This is a genomic window from Mesorhizobium sp. B2-4-2 (assembly GCF_006442845.1).
Lineage (GTDB): Bacteria > Pseudomonadota > Alphaproteobacteria > Rhizobiales > Rhizobiaceae > Mesorhizobium.
Genome location: NZ_VFVM01000002.1, coordinates 1 through 23,398 on the forward strand (window position 1 = coordinate 1; position 23,398 = coordinate 23,398).

Here is a 23,398-nt window from a genome sequence, read left to right on the forward strand (position 1 = left end):
ATCCAGCCAGCATCTTGAATCACAAACATCCGGTTTTGGGAATCCTACGATTCTCCCAAAATAGGAAATGCTCTAGGTGCCTTGGTCGGGCGATAGTGACGCGAACAAGACCTGCGTCGGCGACCCTTGGCGCAAGGCGAGACGATGATTGCGCCTGGCCCATTTTCCATACGTTCGCGGCGGTTGCCAGGTGGTTCCCCCACTCCGTCTCGGCTTCGCCGAGCCACCTCTTCCCCCTCCGGAGGGAGAGGAAAGGGCCCCGGTGGCTCGGGATAGAAAGAAGCCTCCGCCTAGGATCGGCCAGGACGGCCTGGCGCCATTCCTCTCCCCCGTCGATCGGGGGAGAGGTGTCGAGCGCAGCTCGACGGAGTGGGGGTCGATCCTTGGCGCGGCACCATACGATGCCCGTGCTTATGCGTCACAAGGTTAGCCCTGCTCGGCCTGCAACCTGTTGTAGTCGTGAATCGTCCGGCTCAGCCTGCGGCGCAGGAAATTGGAAATGTTGTCGAAGATGAAGACCACGACCAGCGTCAGCAGCACCATGTAGAAGACGTTGGCCCAGTTCGAATTGGTGCGCATCGCTTCCCACAGTTTCAGACCGATGCCGCCGGCGCCGACGGCGCCGATAATGGTTGCGCCCCTGGTGTTGGATTCCCACTGATAGAGCGTCTGGCTGATGAACACCGGCACCACTTCCGGCAGTACGCCGTAGCGCTGCACCAGAAGACGGTTGGCGCCTGTCGACACAACACCTTCGCGCGGCTTGTCATCGATGTTCTCCAGCGCCTCGGAATAGGTTTTGCCGAGCGTGCCGATCTCGGTGAAGAAGATCGCGGCGCTGCCGGCCAGCGGACCCGGTCCGAAGGCGCGCGTGAAGAACAGTGCCCAGATCAGCATATCGATGGAGCGCATGAAGTCGAAGAAGCGCTTGAGCAGCTGATTTACCAGCCGGTTGGGGGTGATGTTGCGGGCGGCGAAGAAGGCGAGCGGGAAGGCGACGATGCCGCCGAGCGCGGTGCCGAGAAAGGCCATGACGATGGTCTGCAACAGCTTTGTCCAGACATCGCCATGCTGCCACTGCGCATTGTTCCAGATGTTGTTGCCGGCGAGCGCCAGATTGGAGGTACCCGCTTTCAGCTCGGGGCCCGACGTGATCAGTGACACCACCTCGCCGGCGGATTTTCCGAAGAAGGGCGAGCGTGTGTCGAAGACGAAGTTCGCCCAGCCGAGAAAGCGCTTGCGGATCCTGACGCGATCGGGGGCGACGCGGACCTCGCCGGCGAAGCCCATGTCGGCGACGACCTCATCCTCATGCACGGTGACCCAGTCGGGAACAGGTCCCGAGACCAGCGGCTTGCCGCTGTCCAGCGCCACCGCCACGCTCGTCCCAGCGGCGACGATCGTTGCTCGTGCCTTGTCGAAGGTGACCGACTTCGCCGTGCCGTCGATCAGGACCGTCACCGAACCGTCGGCGTTGGTCTTGACCCAATCCGGGTGGGGATTGGGGCCGAGTACAGAAAAGCGGGGGTATTTGGCCGTTATCTGCGGCTCGTCGAGGCGGAAGATCGGCTGCACGTCGTAACTGATCCACTGGGTCAGGAACAGCGGCAGCCGCTCCCAATGCGATTCCCGCAGCACTTGCGGCAGATTGAAGAACCACAGCGCGTAGAGCAGGTAGAGCAAGATGCCGCCAAGCAGCAGCAGCGGCCCGAAACGCTTGTGGAACGGCCGGCGGAACACTTGCGGGAAGCGTTCCTCGATCGACTGGATTTCGGCGGCGGTCATGATCAGGCGCTCATCACAAAGGCCTGTTCGCCGACCAGCTTGCGGCGCAGCCAGGCGGAGAACTGGTCGACGATGAAGATGGTCGTGAACAGGAGCAGCACCAAGGCTATCGTCTTGGCGCCGAAGCCGCGCGAGATCGACAGCTTCAGCTCCTCGCCGATGCCGCCGCCGCCGACCGCGCCCATGATGGTGGAGATGCGCACGTTGATCTCGATCCTGAGCAGCGTATAGGACATGAAATTGGGCAGCACCTGCGGCAGGCCGGCAAAGCGTACCCGTTCGAACCAGTTGGCGCCGACGGCCCGCAGGCCTTCCTCGGCGCGCATGTCGATGTTCTCGTTGATCTCATAGAACAGCTTGCCCAACGCGCCGATCGAATGCAGACCGATGGCGATGATGGCGGCGATCGGACCTATCGAGACGATGGCCGCGAACAGGCCGGCGATGACGATCTCGGGAAAAGCCCGCAGCAGTTCCATGAAGCGCTTGACGACAAGCCGCAGCAGCGGATGCGGCGTCAGGTTGCGCGCCGCGATGAAGGAGAACGGCACGGCGAAGACGAAACCAATTGATGTCGAGACCAGCGCCACGTTAAGCGTGGTCAGCATCAGCTCGAAATATTCGGGGATGTAGAAGCCGCCCCAGACATAGGCGCGGCCGAGCGGAAAGTTGAATTCCTGCGTGCCGGTGTCATGCGGGGAGGCGATGTCGAACAGCGCCCGCCAGACATCGTTCCAGTCCTTGGGAACGAGCCAGCTCAGGAAATCCAGTATGTGCGGAAGCCGGTCGAAGAAGTGTCCGGCATTGGCATCGTCGGCGAACCACATGGTGCCGCCGAGTGCGACCAACAGCAGGCCGACGCCGATGGCGGTGTAGAGCCGGCGCAAGGAGGTCTGGCGACGCCAGGCGTCGGCCATCTGGTGCGTGGCGCCGGAAGGAGCTGTCAGGGAAAGGGTCATGGTCGGAGATGCAAGAAGGGCGGCGTTTTCTCGACGCCGCCCTTCCTGACTTCTGCCTTTAGCCGCCGATGGCTGCCTTACGGGCTTCGACGATGACGTTATAGAAATCCGCCTTCACCGGAACGTAGCCGGTAAAATCACCGCCTTCGACGCCTTCGAAGCAAGCCTTGTCCTTCTTGGGCAGGTCGGTGAAGAAGGCCGCCAGCTTGGCCGTCATCTCGTCGCCGAGCGCCGTGCGCACGACCAGCGGACCGTTCGGGATCAGGCCCGAGCGCCAGACCTCGACGAAGTCGTTGGGGTCGACGGCGCCCTTGGCGACTTCCTTGTGGAAGGTGCCGGAGGTGTAGCCGTCCTTGAAGTCGCCGATGCCGGAGGAATCGTCCACGGCCACGTCGACCTTGCCGTCTCGCACGGCGAGCACATTGTTCTCATGGCCGCCATTGAACTGGGTCGAGGCGAAGAAGGTCTCGTTCGACGCGCCCGTGTCCTTCGGAATCTGCGTCAGCGGGATCAGGTAGCCGGAGGTCGAATCCGGATCGGCGTAACCGAGCTTCTTGCCCTTGGCCGACTTGATGTCGGTGATGCCGGAGGACTTCAGCGCCAGGCCGATCGAATAGTAGCCGGTCGCGCCGTCGGTCTGCTGGGTGGTGAGGATCGGGGTTACCGCCTTGGGATCCTTGAGGACGACGCTGGCATAGCCGGAAGCGCCGAGTTCGGCAAAGTCGAGCGTGCCGCCGAGCAGGCCCTGGATGACGCCGTCATAGTCGGCGGCCGGGAACAGCGAGACCTTCTCGAAGCCGAATTCAGCCTTCAGGTGATCGGCCAGGCACTGGTAGTTGCGCAGCCGGTCGGTTTCGTTCTCGCCGCCGAGGATGCCGACGCGGAATTCCTTCATATCGGCGGCATGCGCCGCGCCGGTGGCCATTGCAAGCACCGAAACGGCGCTGAAAACCATTTTCCTGAACATCTGATTTCTCTCCTGTAGGTTCCGGCCCCGCGCCGGCGGCGTTGGTGATTTTGACGGGTGCCCTGACGCGGGCTGGCGATCCAGGTCGCTCTCAGTAACCCGGGAATGCGGGTTCGAGCGGTCCGGCGGATGCGGCGATCTTTTGCTTGAAGGCAACGCTGGTCGAGGTGATGGCCTCGGATATCTCGCCGCCATTGCTGTCGGCGCCATAGACGAGACGGACGGCCTCGCGGTTAAGCTCCTCCGGCGGCCCGTCGAACACGACCTTGCCCGCGGCCATGCCGATGATGCGGTTGCAATAGGTGCGGGCGGTGTCCAGCGTGTGCAGGTTGGTGACCACGGTGATGCCCTCGCGCAAATTGATGTCCTGCAGCGAATCCATCACCACCTTGGCATTGAGCGGGTCGAGCGAAGCGATCGGTTCGTCGGCCAGGATCACCCGGGGCTGCTGCATCATGGCGCGGGCAATGGCGACACGCTGCTGCTGGCCGCCCGACAAGGTGCCGGCGGGCTGCAGCGCGGTACGGGCGATGTCGAGCCGCTCGAGGGCCGCGACCGCCTGCGCACATTCGGTTCGCGAGAACATGCCGAAAAGGTTCGACAGGGTCGGACGATGGTTCAGCCGGCCGAGCAGCACATTGGTCAGCACGTCGAGGCGCGGCACAAGGTTGAATTGCTGGAAGATCATGGCGCAGTCGCGCTGCCAGCGCCTGAGCGGCGAACCGCGCAATTGCGAGACCTCGGCTCCGTCGAAGAAAATCGATCCATGGCTGGGATCGATGAGGCGGTTGATCATACGCAGAAGGGTCGACTTGCCGGCGCCGGAACGGCCGATGACGCCGACCATCTGACCCTGCGGGATCGAGATGCTGACATCGTTAACGGCGGTGTTCTTGCCAAATCGTCGGGTGACGCCGCGGATTTCGAGCGTGGCTGACATGGTGCGTTCCCGTCCAGTCGCGGTTGAAGGTCCTGTTGACCCTCGCTAGCGCAGCGCCATGAACCTGCGGTGTCGGATTGATGTCAGTTTTGTTACCACCCACAGCCGTGTCGTGCGCGATCAGGCCAGGACCAATCAGTTCCTCGAAGTGCTTCCATGTCCCTGAAGCTGCGGAAGGCAGGCGGCTCGAGAAGACAGCCCCCTGCCCGAACTCTGTGTAAGGGATGCGAATAGTGAGCAGCCCTATTCCATTCACCACCGTCATCCACCGTATTTTTCCAGGAAAGCTTCGGCCTCGAGCTGACGGAAATCGTCGAGTGCGGCGCGCAGCCTCGCATGGTCCCAATCCCACCAGGCCAGCGCCTGGTAGCGCTCGGCGGTGCGGCGGTCGAAGCGCTCGCGGACCGGCTTTGCCGGCACGCCGGCGACGATGGTGTAGGGAGCGACATCCTTCGATACCACCGCTCCGGCGCCGACGGCGGCGCCATCGCCGACGGTGATGCCGGGCAGGACTGTCGAGCCATGGCCAAGCCATGTGTCGTGGCCGATTGTGACGCGCCTGGCGCGGCGCTCAGCGAAAAATTCGCTCTCGTGTTCGGCATCGTCCCAATAGTCCGATGCGCGGTAGGTGAAGTGGTGCAGCGTCGGTCGCCAGGTCGGGTGGTTGGTGGCGTTGATGCGCACGCTTGCCGCGATGTTGGAGAATTTGCCGATCGTCGCACACCAGACGGCGCAGTCCTGCATCATGTAGGAATAGTCGCCGAGTTCGCTTTCCGAAACCCGACAGCGGTCGGCGATTTCGGTCCACCGGCCAAGCGTCGAATTCTCCACATCCGCCGTCGGGTGGACCAGCGGCGTCTCCGACAATTTCCTGCTCATGCGGCGAGCTTTCCCGGGGCGAAGGCGGTGACGTCGATGATGCGGTCGGCCACCGCTTCGCGCACATCATGGTCGTGGAAGATGCCGAGCAGGGCGACGCCTGCCGCCTTCTTGGCGGCGATGAGTTCGATCACCACCTCGCGGTTCCTGGCATCGAGCGAAGCTGTCGGCTCGTCGAGCAGCAGGATCGGGTGCCCGGTGATGAAGCCGCGCGCGATGTTGACGCGCTGCTGCTCGCCGCCGGAGAAGGTCGCCGGCGGCAATGCCCAGAGTTTTTCCGGCAGATTAAGCTGCGCCAGCAGGGCGCGCGCCTTGCTTCTTGCTGCTTCGCGATCCTCGCCGCGCTCCACCAGCGGCTCAGCGACGACGTCGAGCGCCGATACGCGGGGCACGGTGCGCAGGAACTGGCTGACATAGCCGATGGTCTGGCGGCGCACGGCAAGCACGGTGCGCGGGCTGGCGCTGGCGAGATCGATGAGCCCGTCTTCGTGCGTGACGATGATCTGGCCTTCGTCGACGGCGTAATTGCCGTAGAGCATCTTCAGGATCGAGCTCTTGCCGGCCCCGGACGGGCCGCCGAGCACGGTGCATTCACCGGCGCGGATCGAGAAGGAGACACCGGCGACGACAGGCAGTTTGATGCCGTCGCGCAGATGCATGGTGAAGCTCTTGGCGAGATCGGAGACAACGAGAGGCGTCGGCATCAGAAGGTACTCCAATCGTTATTCGTTTGCGGGCAGGACAGAGGGGGGGTGACTTGGCGCCATCGTCAAACCTGCAGAATCGAGGAAACAAGCAATTGCGTGTACGGCGCGCGCGGGTCGTCGAGCACACGGTCGGTGAGGCCGCTTTCGACGACGCGGCCGTCTTTCATCACCATCATGCGCTGGGACAAAAGCCGCGCCACCGCGAGGTCGTGGGTGACGACGATGGCGGCGAGGCCGAGATCGGTGACGAGGCCGCGCAAGAGATCGAGCAGGCGCGCCTGCACCGAGACGTCGAGGCCGCCTGTCGGTTCATCCATGAACACCAGCCGCGGGCCGGTGACGAGGTTGCGGGCAATCTGCAGGCGCTGGCGCATGCCGCCGGAAAAGGCGCGGGGCTCGTCGTCGATGCGATCTTCCTCGATCTCGACGCGCGACAGCCAGTCGACGGCGGTGGCGCGGATCTTGCCGTAGTGGCGGTCGCCCACCGCCATCAAGCGTTCGCCGACATTGGCGCCGGCCGACACCGTCATGCGCAAGCCGTCGGCCGGATTCTGGTGGACAAAGCCCCAGTCGGTGCGCATCAGGAAGCGGCGCTCGGCCTCGCTCATGCGGTAGAGTTCGCGGAACTGGCCGTCGCGCATGCGGTAGCTGGCGGTGCCGGATGAGGGCAGCAGCCGCGTCGACAGGCAGTTGAGCAATGTCGTCTTGCCGGAGCCGGATTCGCCCACGACAGCCAGGACTTCGCCCGGCCACAGATCGAAGGTGACGTTGTCGCAGCCGACGCGCGAGCCGTAGAATTTCGAGAGCGCCGAAACGCGCAGCAAGGGTTCGTCGGTCATTGTATCTCCTTACCCTCCCCCTTGTGGGGAGGGTCGGCGCGCAGCGCCGGGGTGGGGGCTGCCGATGGGTCGCTACCCCCACCCGCGCCTTCGGCGCGACCTCCCCACAAGGGGGAGGTAGGGGTGCTGCGCCGCTTCTCGCAGTGGTCGGTGTCGGAGCAGACGAACATGTGGCCGCCGTGATCATCGAGGATGACCTCGTCGAGATAGACGTTCTCGGCTCCGCATAGCGCGCAGGGCTGGTCGAAGGTCTGCACCTCGAACGGATGATCCTCGAAGTCGAGGCTGACCACATCAGTGAAGGGCGGCAGCGCATAGATGCGCTTCTCGCGGCCGGCGCCGAACAGCTGCAAAGCCGGCGAGCGGTGCATCTTGGGATTGTCGAATTTCGGCGTCGGCGACGGGTCCATCACATAGCGGCCCTCAACCTTCACCGGATAGGCGTAGGTGGTGGCGATGCGGCCGTGCTTGGCGATGTCCTCGTAGAGCTTCACATGCATGAGGCCGTATTCCTCCAGCGCATGCATCTTGCGCGTTTCGGTCTCGCGCGGCTCGAGGAAGCGCAGGGGCTCGGGGATCGGCACCTGATAGACCAGCACCTGGCCCGCGGCGAGCGGATGTTCGGGAATGCGATGGCGGGTCTGGATGATGCTGGCGCTGGCCGTGTCGGTCGTCACCGCGACATTGGCGACCTTCTTGAAGAAGGCGCGGATCGAGACCGCATTGGTGGTGTCGTCGGCGCCCTGGTCGATGACCTTCAGCACATCGTCGGGGCCGATGATCGAAGCGGTAACCTGGACGCCGCCGGTGCCCCAGCCATAGGGCATCGGCATTTCGCGCGAGGCGAACGGCACCTGATAGCCGGGAATGGCGATGCCCTTGAGGATCGCGCGGCGGATCATCCGCTTGGTCTGTTCGTCGAGATAAGCGAAGTTATAGGCGGCGATGTCGGTCGGTTGCGCGCTCATTCCGCGGCCTCTTTCTTCTCTTCAATCTTGCTGGGATTTTCGCGAGCGTCGTACTCGGCGCGCATGCGGCGCACGAGGTCGAGTTCGGCCTGGAAGTCGACATAATGCGGCAGCTTCAGATGTTCGACGAAGCCGGTCGCCTGGACGTTGTCGGAGTGCGAGATGACGAATTCCTCGTCCTGGGCGGCGGCGACAATGTCCTCGCCGAGTTCGCTTGCACGAAGAGCGCGGTCGCAGAGTGCCATGGCCATCGCCTTGCGCTCGCTCTGGCCGAAGACCAGGCCATAGCCGCGGGTGAATTGCGGTGGTGCCTTTGCCGAGCCCTTGAACTGATTGACCATCTGGCATTCGGTGACGCGCACCGTGCCGAGCGGCACGGCGAAAGGCAGTTCGGGCACGTCGAGCTCCAGCTCGACCTCGCCGATGCGGATCTCGCCGACGAAGGGATGGTTGCGGGCATAGCCGCGCTGCGTGGAATAGCCGAGCGCCAGCAGGAACCCCTCGTCGCCGCGCGACAGCGCCTGCAGGCGGATGTCGCGAGCCATCGGGAACTCCAGCGGCTCGCGGGTGATGTCGCCGGGGACATGGTCCTGAGGCATGTCTCCGTCCGGCTCGATCAGCCCATCGCGAGCGAGGATCGCCGAGACGCGCGGCATTGCCTGCGCTTCCGTCTCGCGCCGCAAGGGCGCGGCGACATCGGCGCCGGCGGCAAGCTCGGGATCGAGCAGCCGGTGCGTGTAGTCGAAGGTGGGCCCAAGCAACTGGCCGCCGGGCAGGTCCTTGTAGGTCGCCGAAACGCGGCGTTCGACCAGCATGGTGGCGGTGTCGATGGCATTTGTATAGCCAAAGCGCGGCAGCGTGGTGCGGTAGGCCCGCACCAGGAAGATCGCCTCGATCATGTCGCCGCGCGCCTGCACGATAGCGAGTGCGGCGAGTTCGCGATCGTAAAGCGAGCCTTCGCTCATCACCCGGTCGACGCCGAGCGCCAGCTGTTCGACGATCTGGTCGAGGCGCAGTGCCGGTACCGAGCGGTCACCGCGCCGACGGTCGGCGAGCAGGCTGTGGGCGTTGGCGATTGCAGCTTCGCCGCCTTTTACCGCGACATACATGCTAGGCCTCCGTCGTCTTGATGCGTGTCGTACGCGGCAGGCAGGCGAGGCTGTCATGTGCCGCCAGGATGATGTCGACGCCGCGCGGAAAGCGGTTGATGTTCTGCTTCCACTGCTCGATGAAATGACGCGGCATGCGGGCCGGCGCGATCGTCGCCGTCTTCTCGATGCCAGGACCTTCGAGCAGCAGCGGCGTGCCTGACGTGAGATCGCCGACCTGCAGGATCAATGTGGTCGAGCGGTCGGGATAGTCCTGCGTGCCTTGCGAGAAACCGTCGAGCGCCATCATCTCGGCCGGCGAGGCCACAAACGCGAAATGCGCGTCGGCCGGGGTGTTGGCCAGCGGCGCACCGCTGTGAAAGCCGAGCCAGGACATGACCGCTGCCGAGGCATGCAGGGCCGGGTCGAGCCAGAGCGGCGTGTCATTGTCGCACAATGCCAGCGCAACCGCGCCCGATGTCGCCGAAAGCGGCGCCGGCGGGCGGGCCAGGGCCGGCAAGGGTTGCACGCTGCCCGGCCGCGCCATTGCGTCCATGACGGCGCGAAACACCGTCTGGGCGTTGAACACCGGATCGGCGAACCCGCCCTCGATCGATTGCGCTGCGATATCCATCAATCTTCTCCGCGAACCATGGTGAAGAAATCCACCTTCGTTGCCGCCGTTTCGGCGCGGCGCCTTTCTCGTGCCGTGGTCAAGGCAGCCCGCAGCGGCGCGAGAAGGCCCGTTTCGACCGCCTCTCGGTGGGCGGGGTCCTGCCACAGCGCGTCGGCGATGGCCGCCAGCTTCGCCTTCTGCTTGTCGCGGCCGAGCGCATAGCAATGGCCGACCTGTCCGGACGGCAGGCGCACTGTGGCGCGGGTCACGGTGGCCTCGCCGACATTGAACGGCGCGCCGCCGCCGCCGATGCGGCCGCGCATGGTAACCAGGCCGGTCTCGGGACCGCGCAGCAGTTCGACCTCGGCAGGCAGGCCGGATTCGTTCCAGAGGCGAACGATGTCGTCGCCGCTGGACTGCGCCAGGGTTGCCATGGCCGCCTTGCGTTCGGCCTGGTCGCGCGCTTCCTGTCCTCGCATGAGCAACATCCTTGCTTCTAATTTGTCTATTGATATAGACAACCATACGAATTATACCCATTACCTAACGCGAGTCCATGACGGGTGCGTGACAGGGGCCGGCCAGGGGCGAAACCGTGAACGGAAAACACGTAGCTGACGGTATCGAGCGGCGCAGCGGCGTCTCGTTGTGGCGCCAGATCGCCGACCGAATCCTGCAATCGATCGCTGCCGGCGATTTTGCCGAGAATGCCGCGCTGCCGCCGGAGGTGGCGCTGGCCGAGCGCTATGGCGTCAACCGTCACACGGTGCGCAGCGCCATCGCGGCGCTCGTGCAAGACGGGGTACTGCGGGCCGAGCAGGGGCGCGGCACTTTCGTGCTGTCGCGCAAGCGGCTGTCCTATCCGATCGGCGCGCGCACGCGATTTTCAACCGGCTTGCAGGGCCAGGCGTCGGAGCGGCATATCGTGCTGCTGGCCTCATCGGTCGAGCCCGCCAGCCGGCGCGTCGCCGAAGCCCTGGGCGTTGCCAGGGGATCGGATGTGATTCGCCTGGAGACGCGCGGCGAGGCCGATGGGAAGCCGGTGTCGCGCGCTTCCGGCTGGTTCGACGCCAGGCGCTTCGCCGGCATCGATGTGGCCATGGCCGAGACCGGGTCGATCACCGCATCGCTCAAGCGTTTCGGCATAGACGATTATCTCAGGCAATCGACGGTGCTGTCGGCGCGTCACGCCGATGCTTCCGAGCTTGCCGACCTCGATCTGCAGCCGGGCGGCATCGTGCTGGTCACGGTGGCCGTCAACATGACGCCGGACGGCCGGCCGATCCAATTCGCCGAGGCGCGCTTCCCGGCGGAGCGGGTGGAGCTGAAACTGTCGGCGCTGTAGGCGTGTCGGCCTAACGCTGGAATCAGACCAGCCCGGTCGCGCGCACTTGTCAGCGGCTTGGCGTTTGGGGGTCGACCTGCGCGGGGGTGTGGTCAATTCGGGCCGGGTTCACGGCCTGCCATGTTATGCCCCTACCTCGATCACGGCCTTGATCAGCCCGGATTTCTCATGCGCCCAGCGGGCGAGGTCACGTGGCGTGTGGGCAAGCGTGGTGCGGTGGGTGACGAGCTTGGCCAGCGGCACCGCGCCATCGCGGATCGAAGCGGCGACGTGGTCGAAATCGGCCCACAAGGCATTGCGGCTGCCGACAAGCGTCATCTCGCGCTTGTGGAATTCGGGGTCGGAAAAGGCGATGTCGTCCTTGACGACGCTGACCAGCACCAATGTCCCGCCATGCGCGACATGAGCGAAGGCCGACTGCACCGAGCCGGTGTTGCCGGTGGCGTCGAAGACCACGTCGAAGCCTTCGCCTGATGTCGCTTCGCTGACCAGATCGGATGCCGCGCCGCGCGACCCGTCGAGGGTCTTGAAGCCGAGTTCATTGGCGGCGAAGCCGAGCCTTTCGCTGATCATGTCGAGCAGCGTCACGTCGAGCCCGGCGATGCGGGCGAAGATGGCGGTGCCGAGCCCGATCGGTCCGGCGCCGATGACGAGCGTCCGTGCGCCGGGATCGGCACGCGAGCGCCGCACCGCATGGGCGCCGATGGCCAGGAATTCGACGGCCGCGGCATCGGCCAACGACAGGCCGTTGGCTGGATAGAGGTTTTGTTCCGGGACAAGGATCTGTTCGCACATGGCGCCGTCGCGATGCACGCCGAGCACTTCGATCCGGACACAGCAATTGGGTTTACCGTGCCGGCAGGCGATGCATTTGCCGCACGCCAGATAGGGATTGATGATGACCGGCTCGCCCGTGGCAAGACCAACGCCTTCGCCCGCCTCGACGATGGTCCCCGACACTTCATGGCCCATGATGCGGGGGTAGGCGAGGAAGGGATGCTTGCCCTCGAAGATGTGGTAGTCGGTGCCGCAGATGCCGACATGGCTGACCGCCACCAGCGCCCAGCCGGGAGGCGGCGAGCCAGCCGCGGGACGGTCTTCCACGACAAGGTCGCCGGGCGAACGGCAGACAACGGCTTTCATGCTTCAATCCAGTCGGTTCATGGAATCGCCGGCCGATTTTCGACCCGGCCGGCGATCGATTTTACTTGCCACCTCGGCGGCGCAGGCCGTCGAAGTAGACGATGACGATGATCAACATGCCGGTGATGACGCGCTGCCAGAACGTGTTGACGTTGAGCAGGTTGGCGCCGTTGTTGATGGTGGAGAGGATGAACGAGCCGATCAGCGGCCCGTGCACCGAACCGATGGCGCCGAATAGCGACGTGCCGCCGATCACCGACGAGGCGATGGCCTGCAGCTCGTAGGTGTCGCCCTGCGTCGGATTGCCGATGCCGATGCGGGACGCGAGCAGCACACCGACGAAGGCCGCGCACAGGCCGGACAGCACATAGGCCATGTAGATCGTGCGCGGCACGTTGACGCCGGAGAGGCGCGCGGCTTCCGCGTTCGAGCCGACGGAGAAGAGATAGCGTCCCCATCGCGTGTGATGCAGGAAGACGTAGGAGGGCAGGGCAACCACGATCACCATCCAGAACAGATAGGGGATCCCCAGCAGCGAACCGCGCGAAAACGCCTGGAACGCGTCGCTGTTGATCGATATCGAATTGCCATTGGTCATCAGGAGACCGATGCCGCGCAGCGAAGTCATGGTCGCCAGCGTGATGATGAAGGGCGGCAGGCCCATCCTGACGATGCCGAAACCGTGGAACAGGCCAATGGCGACTCCGACCAGCAGCGTCGCCAGTACCGCGATCCAGACCGGCCAGCCGGCATTGATCAGCAGCGCGACGATGACGGTGGCGAAGCCGACGATGGCGCCGACGGAAAGGTCGATGCCGCCGGTGATGATGACGAAGGTCTGGCCGACGGCCAGGATGGCGATCAGGGAACCCTGGCGCAGCAGGTTGGTGATGTTGAGCGCCGAGGCGAAGGACGGCGTCGCGACCGCCAGGATGACCCACATCAGAAGCAGCAGGCCAAGCAGCGTCAGCCCGAACAGGGCATTGTAGTTGCGCTTCGGCTTTTCGGCAGGGATCGCCTCGGTGCTCATGTCTGTCCTCCCGTCTTTTCTTGTTTCTCGGCCAGGGCCTGGCTCAGAATGTCCTCGTGATCGGCGGTGCGGAAACCATGCGTGGCCACCAGCTTGCCGCGCCTGAACACATGCAGCGTGTCAGCCAGTTCGTAGACCTCAGGCAGATAGGACGAGATCAGGATGATGCCCGCGCCCTTGGACAACAGCACACTGAACAGCCGGTAGATCTCGGCCTTGGTGCCGACATCGACGCCCACCGTCGGCTCGTCGAAGATGAACAGTTTGGCGCCGTGCGCCAGCCACTTGCCGATGACGATCTTCTGCTGGTTGCCGCCGGACAGGCTGGAGGCCAGCGCGCCGCGCGTCGGCGTCTTGATCCTGAGGTCGGCGATCTGCCGGTCCGCCTCGGCCTTCTCCTGCGCAGACGAGATCAGCAGATTTTTCGATATGCGCTTGTAGATCGGCAAATTGAGGTTCAATGCGACCGGCAGGTTGAGGCACAGGCCCTGGTCGCGGCGGCTTTCCGGTGCCAGCGCCATGCCGAGCTTGATGGCGTCGTGCTCGGAGTTGACCTGCACCTCCTTGCCTTCCCACAACACTTGGCCGGCCGATTTGCGGTGGCGGCCGTAGAGGGTGGTGACGAATTCGCTGCGGCCGGCTCCGATCAGGCCGTAGAGCCCGACGATCTCGCCCGCGCGCACCGACAGAGAGACATTCTCGAAACCCTTGCCGGACAGATTCCGCGCCTCGGCGATGACGGCGCCCGGCGTGAAATGCTCCTTGTGATAGATCTGCTCGATCGAGCGGTTGATCATCAGCTTGACCAGCTCCGGCTCATTGGTCTCGGCGATGTTGCGGGTGCCGACCAGCGTGCCGTCACGCAGCACCGAGACGCGGTCGGCGAGCTCGAACACCTCCTCCATGCGATGGCTGATGTAGATGATGGTGACGCCTTCACCCTTCAGGCGGCGGATCAGCGTGAACAGCTGGTCGGCCTCCTTGCGGGTGAGGTACGCGGTGGGCTCGTCGAAAATCAGGAATTTGGTGCCGCGCACGGTGGCGCGGGCGGCGGCGATCAGCTGCTGCTGGCCGATGGTGAGATCGCCGAGCACGACATGCGCCGGCAGGTCGAAGCCGAGACCGTCGATGATCTTCTGCGCTTCCCTGACCATGGCTCGTTGCTGGAGGATGCCGAAGCGCGAGTTCTCCTCGCCGAGGAACATGTTGGCGGCGACGGTCAGGTGCCGGCAGAGCACGACTTCCTGGTGCACGGCGTTGATGCCGAGCGCCATGGCTTCGTGCGGCGTCGCCAGGGCAGCCGGCTTGCCTTCCCACACAACCTCTCCGGAGGTGCGCGGGATGACGCCGGTCAGAAGTTTGATCAGGGTCGACTTGCCGGCACCGTTCTCGCCGACGATGGCGTGGATCTCTCCCGCCTTGAAGGCCAGGGTCACAGGCTTCAGCGCATGCGTGCCGGGATAGCGCTTTTCCAGACCCTGCAGCTCGAGGATGGTCCTACCGGGCTCCAGCACGGGGGCCGGATGCAGTTCCTGCGCGGTCGGCGTCATGGCAATCCTCCCTGTTGTTTCCGGGGCGCAGAGGCCCCGGAAACAGTTGCGCGTGCCGATGCTCAGTTGAGCTTCGGGTTGAGCAGCGCGTCGATCTTGGGATCCTTCATGTTGGCCTTGGTGACCAGGTTGGCGCCGGTGTCGACATTGGTCTCGACCTTTTCGCCCTTGGAGGCGGCAAGTGCGGTCTTGATGCCGTCATAGCCCATCCGGTAGGGATCCTGGACGACGAGGGCGGAAATGACGCCGTCGTTGAGGAACTTGATCAGCTTCTCGTCGCTGTCGAAGCCGACCAGCGCCAGCTTGCCGCCGAGGCTGTTTTCGGCGACAGCCTGCCCGACGCCCTGCGCCATGATCAGGTTGGAAGCGAAAATTCCCTTGAGGTTCGGATTGGCCGTGATCAGGTCGGTGGCGATATTGAGGCCGGTGGTGGCCTGGCCGTCGGCATATTTGTCGGCGACCAGCTTCAGGCCTGGATACTTCGCCTTGAGCTGTTCGATGAAGCCCTGCTTGCGCTGTTCGAGCGAGCCGGCACCAGGCGTGTTGGTGATCAGGGCAACGTCGCCCTCGATCTTGCCGCCATTGGCTTCGCCGATGGCCGCTGCGAGGCCGTCAGCGGCAACGCGGCCGCCCTGGACGTTGTCGGTGGTCAGGAAGGAGGTGAAGGCCTTGGAGTCGGCGCCGGAATCGATGCCGATAACCTTGACCTTGGCGGCGGCTTCGTCGATCGGCTTGCCGAGCGCCTTGAACTCGGTCGGCGAGATGACGATCGCCGCCGGATTGCTGGCGACGGCGTTTTCGAGGATCGAGATCTGGCCGTTGACGTCAGTTTCTGCCTGGGCGCCGAGCTCCGGCACGTTGACGCCGAGATCCTTGCCGGCCTTGCGGGCCCCGGCCAGAACGATCTGCCAGTAGAAGGACGTGGTATCCTTGACGATGATCGGAATGGTCACGTCCGCCGCCGAAACCGGCGCCGAGTGCATGACGCCGGCAAGCATCGACGCGGCCGCCAGCGCCATGACTGCGCGGCGATTGAGAATGCTGGTCACGAATTTCATGGAATTCCTCCCTAGGTCGCCCGGTGAACGATACGGAAGCTCGGTTCGGATAGGCGTAGCCAAACAGAACTTTATCAATAAAAAACAGTTGCAGCATTTTGATAGTGCATCGATCCGGTCGATGCAAGCGGTGTTTATGCCATCCTCGGGGCACGGCGGTCATGACCGCACTGGCGCCTTGCTCTCCCCACGCTGCCCGACGCTTCCGTTTCGCGTGACTAACGTATGGAATATTAATTCCATAAATTAGTCAACATAGAATGCCCGTTCCTTCTTCGGTTCGCGGGATCGTGAAGCCCCGCGATCGCACGCCTTCGCCCGGGCGGATCGGGCACTTCATGCCAATTCCTGCACTACGGTGTAGGGGCGGTATCTGGCGTAGTCCGCCTGAGGCACGTCGACATCAAGCAGTTCGAGATTGCGGGTCAGGTTCGCCAGCTTGGCGGTGCCGGTCAGCACGGTGGCGACCGAGGATTCCTGGAGGGGGAACTGGAACGCGGCGGCGGCGAGCGGGTAACCACCTTCGGCGGCGATCCGCTCCATCGCGCCGACGCGGTCGAGCACGTCACCGCTGGCGGGCTTGTAGTCGAAATGGGCGCCCTGCACCGGTCCGGTCGCCAATATGCCGGAGTTGAACACACCGCCGATGACCAGCGAAGTCTGTCGGGCGCGGCAGAGCGGCAAAAGTTCGGCTTCGGCGCTGCGATCGAGCAAGGAATAGCGGCTGGCGAGCAGGATACAATCGAGCGGCGCGCGACGCATCACGTCGAGACATATCCGGACTTCGTTGACGCCGAGCCCGTAGGCGGAAATGACGCCGGAGTTTTTCAGTTCTTCGAGCGCCTTGAGCCCACCGTCCATCAACTGGCGAAAGTGCATTTTGGTCTTCTCGACGCCATGCGTGTACACGCCGATGTCGTGCACAAACAGGATGTCTATCCTGTTTAGACCAAGCCGCGCATAGCTGAAGTCGACCGAGCGCATGATGCCGTCATAGGAATAGTCGTAGTCGAGCGCGAAGGGCAGCGGATCGACATAGGAGTGATCGGGAACCTGATCCTCCGGAACGGGCCGGAACAGGCGCCCGACCTTGGTCGACAGCACATAGGAATCGCGCGGCTTATAGCGCAGGAAGTCGCCGAAACGCCGCTCCGACAGGCCGAAACCATAGAAGGGCGCGGTGTCGAAATAGCGCAGGCCCGCCTCCCACGCGCCTTGCAACGTTTCCATCGCCGCCTCGCGCGAACAGGCGCGGTAGAGCCCGCCGATCGCGGCACCGCCGAAGCTTACTTCGGTGACCTCGAGCGCCGTCTGGCCGATGCGGCGTTTTTCCATGCACAACCTCCCCGTTGCCCGCCATTATCCGGCGCGGCAGATTCCAAGACCTCAAGCCGCAGCATTCCAGGAAAGTTCGCGGCCACTTTCCGGACTGCGCGACTTCAAAGAGTTAGAGCGTCGCGCCGAGATGCCAGGGCACGAACTCGTTGTCGCCGTAGCCGAAATCCTCGCTCTTGGTCTTGCGACCGGAGGCCGTCTCGACGATCAGTTCGAAGATCTCGCGGCCCATGCCGGCGATGGTCTTCTCGCCGGAGGCGATGACGCCGCAATTGACGTCCATGTCCTCTTCCATCTGATGATACATGGTCGAGTTGGTGGCGACCTTGATCGACGGCGTCGGCCGGCAGCCGAAGCAGGAGCCGCGGCCGGTGGTGAAGACGATGATGTTGGCGCCGCCCGCCACCTGGCCGGTGGCGGAAACCGGGTCATAGCCGGGCGTATCCATGAACACCAGCCCGCTGCCGGTGACCTTTTCGGCATAGCCGAAGACGCCGTTGAGCGGCGTCTGGCCGCCCTTGGCGACCGCGCCCAGCGATTTCTCCAGGATGGTGGTGAGGCCGCCGCGCTTGTTGCCGGGCGAGGGGTTGTTGTCGATCGAGGCGCCGTGCTTGGCGACGTGGTCCTCCCACCACTTGACGTAGCCGTCGAGTTTCTTGGCGATCTCGGGCGTCGCGGCGCGATAGGCGAGCAGATGTTCGGCGCCGTAGATTTCCGTCGTCTCGGAGAGAATACCGATGCCGCCGACGCCGGCGAGGATATCGACCGCGGCACCTAGAGCAGGATTGGCTGTGATGCCCGACATGCCGTCGGAGCCGCCGCATTGCAGGCCGACGACGATTTCGCTTACCGGGATGGGTTCGCGCTTGAGCTGGCCGACTTCCTCGGCGATCTCGGCCAGCACGCCCATCGCCTTTTCGACCGATTTGCGCGACCCGCCGGCATCCTGGATGTTGAAATGGCGTTTACCGGCGGCCGCACCCTTCTGGCCGTACAGCGTGAGCTGGTTGACCTCGCAGCCGAGCCCAACCATCAGCACGCCGCCGAAATTGGGATGGCGGGCATAGCCGGCCAATGTGCGGTGCAGCACCATCATGCCGTCGCCGGTGGCGCTCATGCCGCAGCCCTGGCCGTGGACGATCGGGACGAAGCCGTCGATGCCGGGATATTTTGGCAGCAGCGTGCGGTTGGCCGCGTCGGCGATGGCGTGGCAGACGGTCGCCGAACAGTTGACGCTGGCGATGATGCCGATGAAGTTGCGCGTGCCGGCGCGGCCGTCGGCGCGGCGATAACCCATGAAGGTGCGGGCGCGGTCAGCCTCGGTCGCATGTTCGGCCTCGCTTGGCGGCACCACCGGCAGGCGGCCGGCCTCAAACACCAGATTGTGCGAATGGACATGTTCGCCGGGCGCGATGTCCTGCGTGGCGCGGCCGATTGCCTGGGCATATTTGACCACGGCGGACCCGGCGGGAATCGGCTTGATCGCCACCTTGTGGCCGGGCTCGATGATAGCGGCGGCAAGCGCTCCGCCGGGCAGCGCGGTGCCGGTCTCGATGCGGCCATTGGCGACCGCGACATTGTCGGCTGGGGACAGAAGAATTGAGTTGGAGGCGTTCACGGGCGTTTCCTGGGGTGATCCTGGGAGGCGCGGATTGACACGCGCTTGTTAAGAGTTAATGTCTTTTATCGTGAAAAAACAGTTTTACGTCAATTGTTTTTTCCGGCAGTTCCTGTGCGCCTGGATGAGTAGCGGCGCTGCAACCGGTAAGCGAGCCCCTCGGCAAAGCGATTCCGCTTTCGAGGGCGATAGGAACGTCATATTTGCGCTTCAAGCCGGCCGCCGCAAGCGCCGGCCAGCGATGGGTCAGGGCATGTCGAAGAGCAACAACGTTTACAAGGATGCCTATAACAGGTGCCTCAGGCTGCTCGACGAGACGCGCAGCCTGCCTTCGGAACCGGAACTGGGTACGCTGCTCGGCGTCAGCCGCACCACGGTGCGCAGCATCCTTGGGCGCATGGAAGAAACCGGACTGATCGCCTGGAACAAGCGCGCCAAGACGGTGCTGCGCGAAACGCGCCCCGATGATTTCTTTCCCGAGGAAGAGACCGACACGCTGGCCGAGATCATCGAGCGGTCGTTCATGCGCAGGCTGCTCGCCGGCGGCGCCGAGGCCGGCATGCAGATCAACGAGCTCGAACTGGCGCGCGAGATCGGCGTCGGCACCACCAGCGTGCGCGAGTTCCTGATCCGCTTCTCCCGCTTCGGCCTGATCGAGAAGCGCCGTAACAGCCATTGGGTGCTGAAGGGTTTCACCCGCGCCTTCGCGCTGGAGTTGACGGAAATCCGCGAGATGTTCGAGCTGCGCTCGGCATCGGCGTTCACCGCACTGCCGCAGGACAGCGCGGTGTGGGTCGATCTCGACAATCTCGAAGAGGAACACCGCGGCCTCGCCCGTGACATCGCCACGCGCTTCAACGAGTTCTCGGAGCTCGACGAGCGCTTCCATCGGCTGATCCACCGCGCCTCGCACAACCGCTTCATCGTCGATTTCTATGATGTCATCGCCATGATCTTCCATTACCACTACCAGTGGAACAAGGCGCAGGAGCGCGAGCGCAACGAAATCGCGATCGGCGAGCATCTGGCTTATATCGCGGCGCTCAAATCACGCGACCTGGGCAAGGTCGATGCCGCCTGCCGCAAGCATTTGAAGTCGGCGCGCCAGACGCTGCTGACCTCGATCCCCGAGAGCCGGCACCCACAGAGGCCCTGATCGCGCCGCGTTGCCGCAGCACCGATTTGCCGATTTTCCGTCTCTTGCTGCCGTGGTAGACATCTTCCGGTGATCGCTTGAAGATGCAGATGGTTTGAACAGGCAAGTCATTTGACCAAAAAGGGGAGACGGTGGAGCATTCCGGTCGCGCTTGTCGCGGCCTACCTGCTGCTGCTTCAGTCGACGCTGAGCGCATTCGCCTTCGCCACCGGACCGGCCGCCTCGCAAATCGACGCCTTCGGCAACGTCATCTGCACCCACGAGGGCACTGCCCAGCTTCCCGATGGCGGCCCGCATCCGTCGCATCTGCCGGCATGCTGCATGCTGGGCTGCAGCATGGTTTCAGCGGCCTTTGCGCCGCCACCCGATGCCGGGCTTGCGCTGGCCTCGCTTTCGTTCGAAGCCGTCGTTTTCATCTTTCCGGCGGCCACGCATCTCGATTTCGCGCGCCAACGCTCGCCGTCGAATCCGCGCGCGCCGCCGCTTTCGGCCTGAGCCTGCTGTACGCCCGGCGGAACCTTCCGCCGGTGCTTTCATCCAAATAACGAATCGTTCGCGACCGGCCAACGGCGCGATCCCCTATTCATGGAGCAAACCATGTCCCAAGCTTTTCATATCGCGGCGCCTCCTTCGGGCGGCCGCACCAAATTCCCGCGCCGTTTCAATGAACGTGTCGGCCTTGCCGTGCTGGCGTTTGTGCTCTTGTTCTTCGGTGCCCAGGCCGTCTGCGCGCATGAATTCAAGGCCGGCGATCTCGAGATCGAGCATCCCTGGTCGCGCGCGACACCCACAGGCGCCAAGGTGGCCGGCGGCTATTTCACCATCACCAACAAGGGCAATGCACCCGACCGGCTGCTGTCGATTTCCTCCGACGTCTCCGAAAAAGCAGAGCTGCATGAAATGGGCGTCAAGGACGGCGTCATGACCATGCGGCCGGTGACGGGCGGCCTGGAAATCCCGGCCGGCGGCAAGGTGGCGCTAGCACCCGGCGGCTATCACCTGATGTTCATAGGCCTGAAGCGGCAACCCAAGCAGGGCGAAGAATTCGCAGCCACGCTGACCTTCGAAAAGGCTGGCGCCGTCAACGTCGAGTTCGCTGTCGAAGGCATGGGCGGTGGCATGGACGACCACGCCAATTGACCGCGCCATCCACAACTATTGAATTCAGAGGGACCATCATGAACAAGTATCTTTTGTCGGCCGGCGCGCTTCTGGCGCTGGGAACCAGTGCCGCCTTCGCGCATGTCACGCTCGAAACACAGGAAGCGGCGGTCGGTTCGACCTACAAGGCCATCCTGCGGGTGCCGCATGGCTGTGACGGCAAGGCGACGACCGCCGTGCGCGTGCAGATCCCGGAAGGGGTGATCGCGGTGAAGCCGATGCCGAAGCCCGGCTGGACGCTGCAGACCAAGAAGGGCAAGTACGAGAAATCCTACCAGCTCTACGGCCAGGCGGTGGCCGACGGCGTCAAGGAGGTCGATTGGAGCGGCGGCAATCTGCCGGACGAATTCTACGACGAGTTCGTCTTCCGTGCGATGCTGACGGCAGACCTCCCGGCGGGTCAGAAACTCTATTTCCCGGTGGTGCAGGAGTGCGGTGGCGCCGCCGACCGCTGGATCGAAATCCCGGCGGCCGCGCAGGACGAAGACGCCCTGGAGAACCCCGCGCCCGGCATCGAGCTCACGCCGAAAAAGTAAGCTCTCGCGATGCGCTCCATTGTCAGGAGCGCGCCGCATTTCATGGCAATGACATGACGGTGATATTCCCTTCCAGGACGGTTCGCGCGACCGGCAAGCTCATCGGCCGAGCTGCCATAGGGCTGCTGACCTTGGCCATGCTGATTGCCGTGGCCACGACAAATCAGGCCTTTGCGCACGCCGCGCTGATCAAGACCGATCCGACCGACGGCGCCGTGCTGTCGCAGGCCCCGGCGCAATTCGCGCTGACTTTCAGCGAACCGGTCTCGCCACTGGTGCTGACGCTGGTGAAGCCCGACGGCACGCCCGTTCCGCTGACGTCCTTCCGCCTCAGCGACCAGACCGTCGTGATCGACGATCCGCAGGCACTTGGATCGGGCACGCATGTGCTGAGCTGGCGAGTGATTTCCGCCGACGGTCATCCGGTCGGCGGCTCTCTGCTGTTTTCCATCGGCGCGGCGAGCCAGCCGCCGGCTGTTTCCGAAGCCGTCGACTGGCAATTGCGCTCGGCGATCTGGATCGGCAAGGTCTGCCTCTATATCGGCCTGTTCCTCGGCGTCGGCGGCGCCTTCGCTCTCGCATGGCTGGCGCGGAGTGGCCGCGCCGGACAGCGCTTCGTCGCCGCCGCAATCCTGTGCGGGCTGGTCGCGGCACCCCTGTCGCTTGGCTTGCAAGGGCTGGATGCGCTCGGCGCGCCGCTCTCGCATATGGCGCAGCCGGCCATCTGGACCGCCGGTCTCGGTACCAGCTTCGGCTGGACGGCGTTGATCGCGTTGATCGCGCTGGGGCTCGGTCTTTTGTCGCTGGCCGGGCCGCGCGCGGCCGCCAGGCCCCTCGCGCTCGCCGGCCTGGCCGGAACGGGTCTCGCGCTCGCCGCCAGCGGCCACGCAAGTGCCGCCGAGCCGCAATGGCTGACGCGGCCGATGGTGTTCCTGCATGGCGCGGGCATTGCCTTCTGGGCCGGCGCGCTGGCGCCGCTCGGACTCGCGCTGAAACGGCAGGATGCCGAAGCCGTCACGTTCCTTCGCCGGTTCTCCGCCGCTATCATGCCGGTGGTGGCCTTGCTTGCCGCCGCCGGCGTGGTGCTGGCCGTCATCCAGGTGCAAACACCCGCAGCGCTGGTCAACACCGCCTATGGCCGGCTGCTGCTGGTCAAGCTTGCGCTGCTGGTCTTCCTGTTCACGCTCGCCGCCGTCAACCGCTGGAGGTTGACGGCAATGGCCGAGGCGGGGGCGACGGAAGTGCGGCGCAGGCTCACCCGTTCGATCGGCGTCGAAATACTGATCGTACTCGCCATCTTCGGTGTTGCCGCCGGCTGGCGCTTCACGCCGCCGCCACGGGCGCTGGCGATTGCCGCGGCGCAGCCGGTGTCGGTTCATATCCACGCGCTGAAGGCGATGGCCGACCTCAGCATCACGCCCGGCCATGCCGGGCCGGTCGCCGCCTCGATGATCATCATGACCGGCGATTTCGGGCCGCTCGACGCCAAGGAGGTGACGCTGGTGCTGTCGAAGCCGGACTCCGGCATCGAGCCGCTGAAGCGGGCCGCGACAAAGCCCGGCGACGGCAGCTGGCGTGTCGACGATCTCGTCATCCCGGTCCCTGGCCGGTGGACGGCGCGCATCGACATACTGGTCTCCGACTTCGAGATGGTGAAGATCGAGGCGCCGGTAGACATCAGGCCGTGATGGCTGTCCAACACAATTCGGCGAGGCGGT

22 protein-coding genes and 1 pseudogene are annotated in these 23,398 nt (G+C 64.4%); 6 read left to right on the forward strand and 17 right to left on the reverse strand.

Annotation, left to right across the window (positions count from 1 at the left end):
* Positions 1–426: 426 nt before the first annotated feature.
* The 11 genes and pseudogenes from phnE (FJ942_RS03650) to phnG all read right to left on the reverse strand — a co-directional run bounded on the left by phnE (FJ942_RS03650) (position 427) and on the right by phnG (position 10,227).
* Positions 427–1,785 carry a phosphonate ABC transporter, permease protein PhnE gene (gene phnE, locus FJ942_RS03650; protein WP_140513797.1) on the reverse strand — a complete coding sequence of 453 codons (1,359 nt, stop codon included), beginning with the start codon at positions 1,783–1,785 and terminating at the stop codon, positions 427–429.
* A 2-nt stretch (positions 1,786–1,787) separates the two neighbouring features.
* Positions 1,788–2,744 carry a phosphonate ABC transporter, permease protein PhnE gene (gene phnE / locus FJ942_RS03655; protein ID WP_140558348.1) on the reverse strand — a complete coding sequence of 319 codons (957 nt, stop codon included), beginning with the start codon at positions 2,742–2,744 and terminating at the stop codon, positions 1,788–1,790.
* 58 nt (positions 2,745–2,802) lie between these two features.
* Positions 2,803–3,711 (reverse strand): phosphonate ABC transporter substrate-binding protein, encoded by a 909-nt coding sequence (gene phnD / locus FJ942_RS03660; RefSeq protein WP_140500369.1) that lies wholly within the window; start codon positions 3,709–3,711, stop codon positions 2,803–2,805.
* Positions 3,712–3,802: 91 nt separating this feature from the next.
* Complete coding sequence (gene phnC, locus FJ942_RS03665) at positions 3,803–4,651, reverse strand: phosphonate ABC transporter ATP-binding protein (protein ID WP_140500368.1); 849 nt, start codon at positions 4,649–4,651, stop codon at positions 3,803–3,805.
* Positions 4,652–4,912: 261 nt separating this feature from the next.
* Complete coding sequence (locus tag FJ942_RS03670; RefSeq protein WP_140522574.1) at positions 4,913–5,530, reverse strand: DapH/DapD/GlmU-related protein; 618 nt, start codon at positions 5,528–5,530, stop codon at positions 4,913–4,915.
* On the reverse strand, positions 5,527–6,234 hold the full coding sequence (gene phnL, locus FJ942_RS03675; protein WP_140566017.1) for a phosphonate C-P lyase system protein PhnL: 708 nt from the start codon (positions 6,232–6,234) through the stop codon (positions 5,527–5,529). The genes FJ942_RS03670 and phnL overlap by 4 nt, the downstream gene beginning before the upstream one ends.
* Before the next feature lie 65 nt (positions 6,235–6,299).
* Positions 6,300–7,076, reverse strand: coding sequence for a phosphonate C-P lyase system protein PhnK (phnK, locus tag FJ942_RS03680; RefSeq protein WP_056577906.1), 777 nt, complete (start codon positions 7,074–7,076; stop codon positions 6,300–6,302).
* A gap of 128 nt (positions 7,077–7,204) precedes the next feature.
* A pseudogene (locus tag FJ942_RS03685) lies at positions 7,205–8,044 on the reverse strand (alpha-D-ribose 1-methylphosphonate 5-phosphate C-P-lyase PhnJ); the annotation flags it as partial.
* Positions 8,041–9,153 (reverse strand): carbon-phosphorus lyase complex subunit PhnI, encoded by a 1,113-nt coding sequence (locus tag FJ942_RS03690; RefSeq protein WP_140522570.1) that lies wholly within the window; start codon positions 9,151–9,153, stop codon positions 8,041–8,043. The gene FJ942_RS03690 and the pseudogene FJ942_RS03685, both read right to left, overlap by 4 nt.
* Position 9,154: 1 nt before the next feature.
* Positions 9,155–9,766, reverse strand: coding sequence for a phosphonate C-P lyase system protein PhnH (gene phnH, locus FJ942_RS03695; protein ID WP_140500314.1), 612 nt, complete (start codon positions 9,764–9,766; stop codon positions 9,155–9,157).
* A complete protein-coding gene (gene phnG / locus FJ942_RS03700) occupies positions 9,766–10,227 on the reverse strand; it encodes a phosphonate C-P lyase system protein PhnG (RefSeq protein ID WP_140566022.1) in 462 nt (153 codons plus the stop codon). The genes phnH and phnG overlap by 1 nt, the downstream gene beginning before the upstream one ends.
* Before the next feature lie 116 nt (positions 10,228–10,343).
* Between phnG and phnF the strand changes: the two genes are divergently transcribed.
* Complete coding sequence (gene phnF / locus FJ942_RS03705) at positions 10,344–11,093, forward strand: phosphonate metabolism transcriptional regulator PhnF (protein WP_140897237.1); 750 nt, start codon at positions 10,344–10,346, stop codon at positions 11,091–11,093.
* 123 nt (positions 11,094–11,216) lie between these two features.
* On the opposite strand, the gene FJ942_RS03710 is transcribed toward phnF, so the two are convergent.
* The 6 genes from FJ942_RS03710 to FJ942_RS03735 all read right to left on the reverse strand — a co-directional run bounded on the left by FJ942_RS03710 (position 11,217) and on the right by FJ942_RS03735 (position 18,827).
* Positions 11,217–12,236 carry a zinc-binding alcohol dehydrogenase family protein gene (locus tag FJ942_RS03710; protein ID WP_140897238.1) on the reverse strand — a complete coding sequence of 340 codons (1,020 nt, stop codon included), beginning with the start codon at positions 12,234–12,236 and terminating at the stop codon, positions 11,217–11,219.
* Between the two features lie 61 nt (positions 12,237–12,297).
* Positions 12,298–13,266 carry an ABC transporter permease gene (locus FJ942_RS03715; protein WP_140500307.1) on the reverse strand — a complete coding sequence of 323 codons (969 nt, stop codon included), beginning with the start codon at positions 13,264–13,266 and terminating at the stop codon, positions 12,298–12,300.
* A complete protein-coding gene (locus tag FJ942_RS03720; RefSeq protein ID WP_140657254.1) occupies positions 13,263–14,816 on the reverse strand; it encodes a sugar ABC transporter ATP-binding protein in 1,554 nt (517 codons plus the stop codon). Before FJ942_RS03720 ends, FJ942_RS03715 begins: the two co-directional genes overlap by 4 nt.
* A 62-nt stretch (positions 14,817–14,878) precedes the next feature.
* Complete coding sequence (locus FJ942_RS03725; protein WP_140513786.1) at positions 14,879–15,874, reverse strand: ABC transporter substrate-binding protein; 996 nt, start codon at positions 15,872–15,874, stop codon at positions 14,879–14,881.
* Between the two features lie 336 nt (positions 15,875–16,210).
* Positions 16,211–17,209, reverse strand: coding sequence for an aldo/keto reductase (locus FJ942_RS03730; RefSeq protein ID WP_140522562.1), 999 nt, complete (start codon positions 17,207–17,209; stop codon positions 16,211–16,213).
* Positions 17,210–17,321: 112 nt separating this feature from the next.
* Positions 17,322–18,827 carry an altronate dehydratase family protein gene (locus FJ942_RS03735; protein WP_140584124.1) on the reverse strand — a complete coding sequence of 502 codons (1,506 nt, stop codon included), beginning with the start codon at positions 18,825–18,827 and terminating at the stop codon, positions 17,322–17,324.
* A 253-nt stretch (positions 18,828–19,080) separates the two neighbouring features.
* Between FJ942_RS03735 and FJ942_RS03740 the strand changes: the two genes are divergently transcribed.
* From FJ942_RS03740 to FJ942_RS03760, 5 genes are all read left to right on the forward strand, one after another.
* Entirely contained in the window at positions 19,081–19,983 is a 903-nt protein-coding gene (locus tag FJ942_RS03740) for a GntR family transcriptional regulator (RefSeq protein ID WP_140513783.1), read from the forward strand.
* 138 nt (positions 19,984–20,121) lie between these two features.
* Positions 20,122–20,478, forward strand: coding sequence for a DUF2946 family protein (locus FJ942_RS03745; RefSeq protein WP_140549462.1), 357 nt, complete (start codon positions 20,122–20,124; stop codon positions 20,476–20,478).
* Between the two features lie 102 nt (positions 20,479–20,580).
* Positions 20,581–21,123, forward strand: coding sequence for a copper chaperone PCu(A)C (locus FJ942_RS03750; RefSeq protein ID WP_140816805.1), 543 nt, complete (start codon positions 20,581–20,583; stop codon positions 21,121–21,123).
* Between the two features lie 38 nt (positions 21,124–21,161).
* On the forward strand, positions 21,162–21,680 hold the full coding sequence (locus FJ942_RS03755) for a YcnI family protein (protein ID WP_140897239.1): 519 nt from the start codon (positions 21,162–21,164) through the stop codon (positions 21,678–21,680).
* Between the two features lie 53 nt (positions 21,681–21,733).
* Complete coding sequence (locus FJ942_RS03760; RefSeq protein ID WP_140897240.1) at positions 21,734–23,368, forward strand: copper resistance CopC/CopD family protein; 1,635 nt, start codon at positions 21,734–21,736, stop codon at positions 23,366–23,368.
* Positions 23,369–23,398: the final 30 nt, after the last annotated feature.

Excerpts from the sequence above, each read along its gene's own strand:
- phnL (WP_140566017.1), bottom strand. The coding sequence starts at position 6,234 with ATGCCGACGCCTCTCGTTGTCTCCGATCTCGCCAAGAGCTTCACCATG.
- FJ942_RS03715 (WP_140500307.1), bottom strand. The coding sequence starts at position 13,266 with ATGAGCACCGAGGCGATCCCTGCCGAAAAGCCGAAGCGCAACTACAAT.
- phnC (WP_140500368.1), bottom strand. The coding sequence starts at position 4,651 with ATGTCAGCCACGCTCGAAATCCGCGGCGTCACCCGACGATTTGGCAAG.
- FJ942_RS03750 (WP_140816805.1), top strand. The coding sequence starts at position 20,581 with ATGTCCCAAGCTTTTCATATCGCGGCGCCTCCTTCGGGCGGCCGCACC.
- phnH (WP_140500314.1), bottom strand. The coding sequence starts at position 9,766 with ATGGATATCGCAGCGCAATCGATCGAGGGCGGGTTCGCCGATCCGGTG.
- FJ942_RS03760 (WP_140897240.1), top strand. The coding sequence starts at position 21,734 with ATGACGGTGATATTCCCTTCCAGGACGGTTCGCGCGACCGGCAAGCTC.
- phnE (WP_140513797.1), bottom strand. The coding sequence starts at position 1,785 with ATGACCGCCGCCGAAATCCAGTCGATCGAGGAACGCTTCCCGCAAGTG.
- FJ942_RS03740 (WP_140513783.1), top strand. The coding sequence starts at position 19,081 with ATGTCGAAGAGCAACAACGTTTACAAGGATGCCTATAACAGGTGCCTC.
- FJ942_RS03755 (WP_140897239.1), top strand. The coding sequence starts at position 21,162 with ATGAACAAGTATCTTTTGTCGGCCGGCGCGCTTCTGGCGCTGGGAACC.
- phnE (WP_140558348.1), bottom strand. The coding sequence starts at position 2,744 with ATGACCCTTTCCCTGACAGCTCCTTCCGGCGCCACGCACCAGATGGCC.
- FJ942_RS03710 (WP_140897238.1), bottom strand. The coding sequence starts at position 12,236 with ATGAAAGCCGTTGTCTGCCGTTCGCCCGGCGACCTTGTCGTGGAAGAC.
- FJ942_RS03730 (WP_140522562.1), bottom strand. The coding sequence starts at position 17,209 with ATGGAAAAACGCCGCATCGGCCAGACGGCGCTCGAGGTCACCGAAGTA.
- phnG (WP_140566022.1), bottom strand. The coding sequence starts at position 10,227 with ATGCGAGGACAGGAAGCGCGCGACCAGGCCGAACGCAAGGCGGCCATG.
- FJ942_RS03670 (WP_140522574.1), bottom strand. The coding sequence starts at position 5,530 with ATGAGCAGGAAATTGTCGGAGACGCCGCTGGTCCACCCGACGGCGGAT.
- phnD (WP_140500369.1), bottom strand. The coding sequence starts at position 3,711 with ATGTTCAGGAAAATGGTTTTCAGCGCCGTTTCGGTGCTTGCAATGGCC.
- FJ942_RS03690 (WP_140522570.1), bottom strand. The coding sequence starts at position 9,153 with ATGTATGTCGCGGTAAAAGGCGGCGAAGCTGCAATCGCCAACGCCCAC.
- phnK (WP_056577906.1), bottom strand. The coding sequence starts at position 7,076 with ATGACCGACGAACCCTTGCTGCGCGTTTCGGCGCTCTCGAAATTCTAC.
- FJ942_RS03725 (WP_140513786.1), bottom strand. The coding sequence starts at position 15,874 with ATGAAATTCGTGACCAGCATTCTCAATCGCCGCGCAGTCATGGCGCTG.
- FJ942_RS03720 (WP_140657254.1), bottom strand. The coding sequence starts at position 14,816 with ATGACGCCGACCGCGCAGGAACTGCATCCGGCCCCCGTGCTGGAGCCC.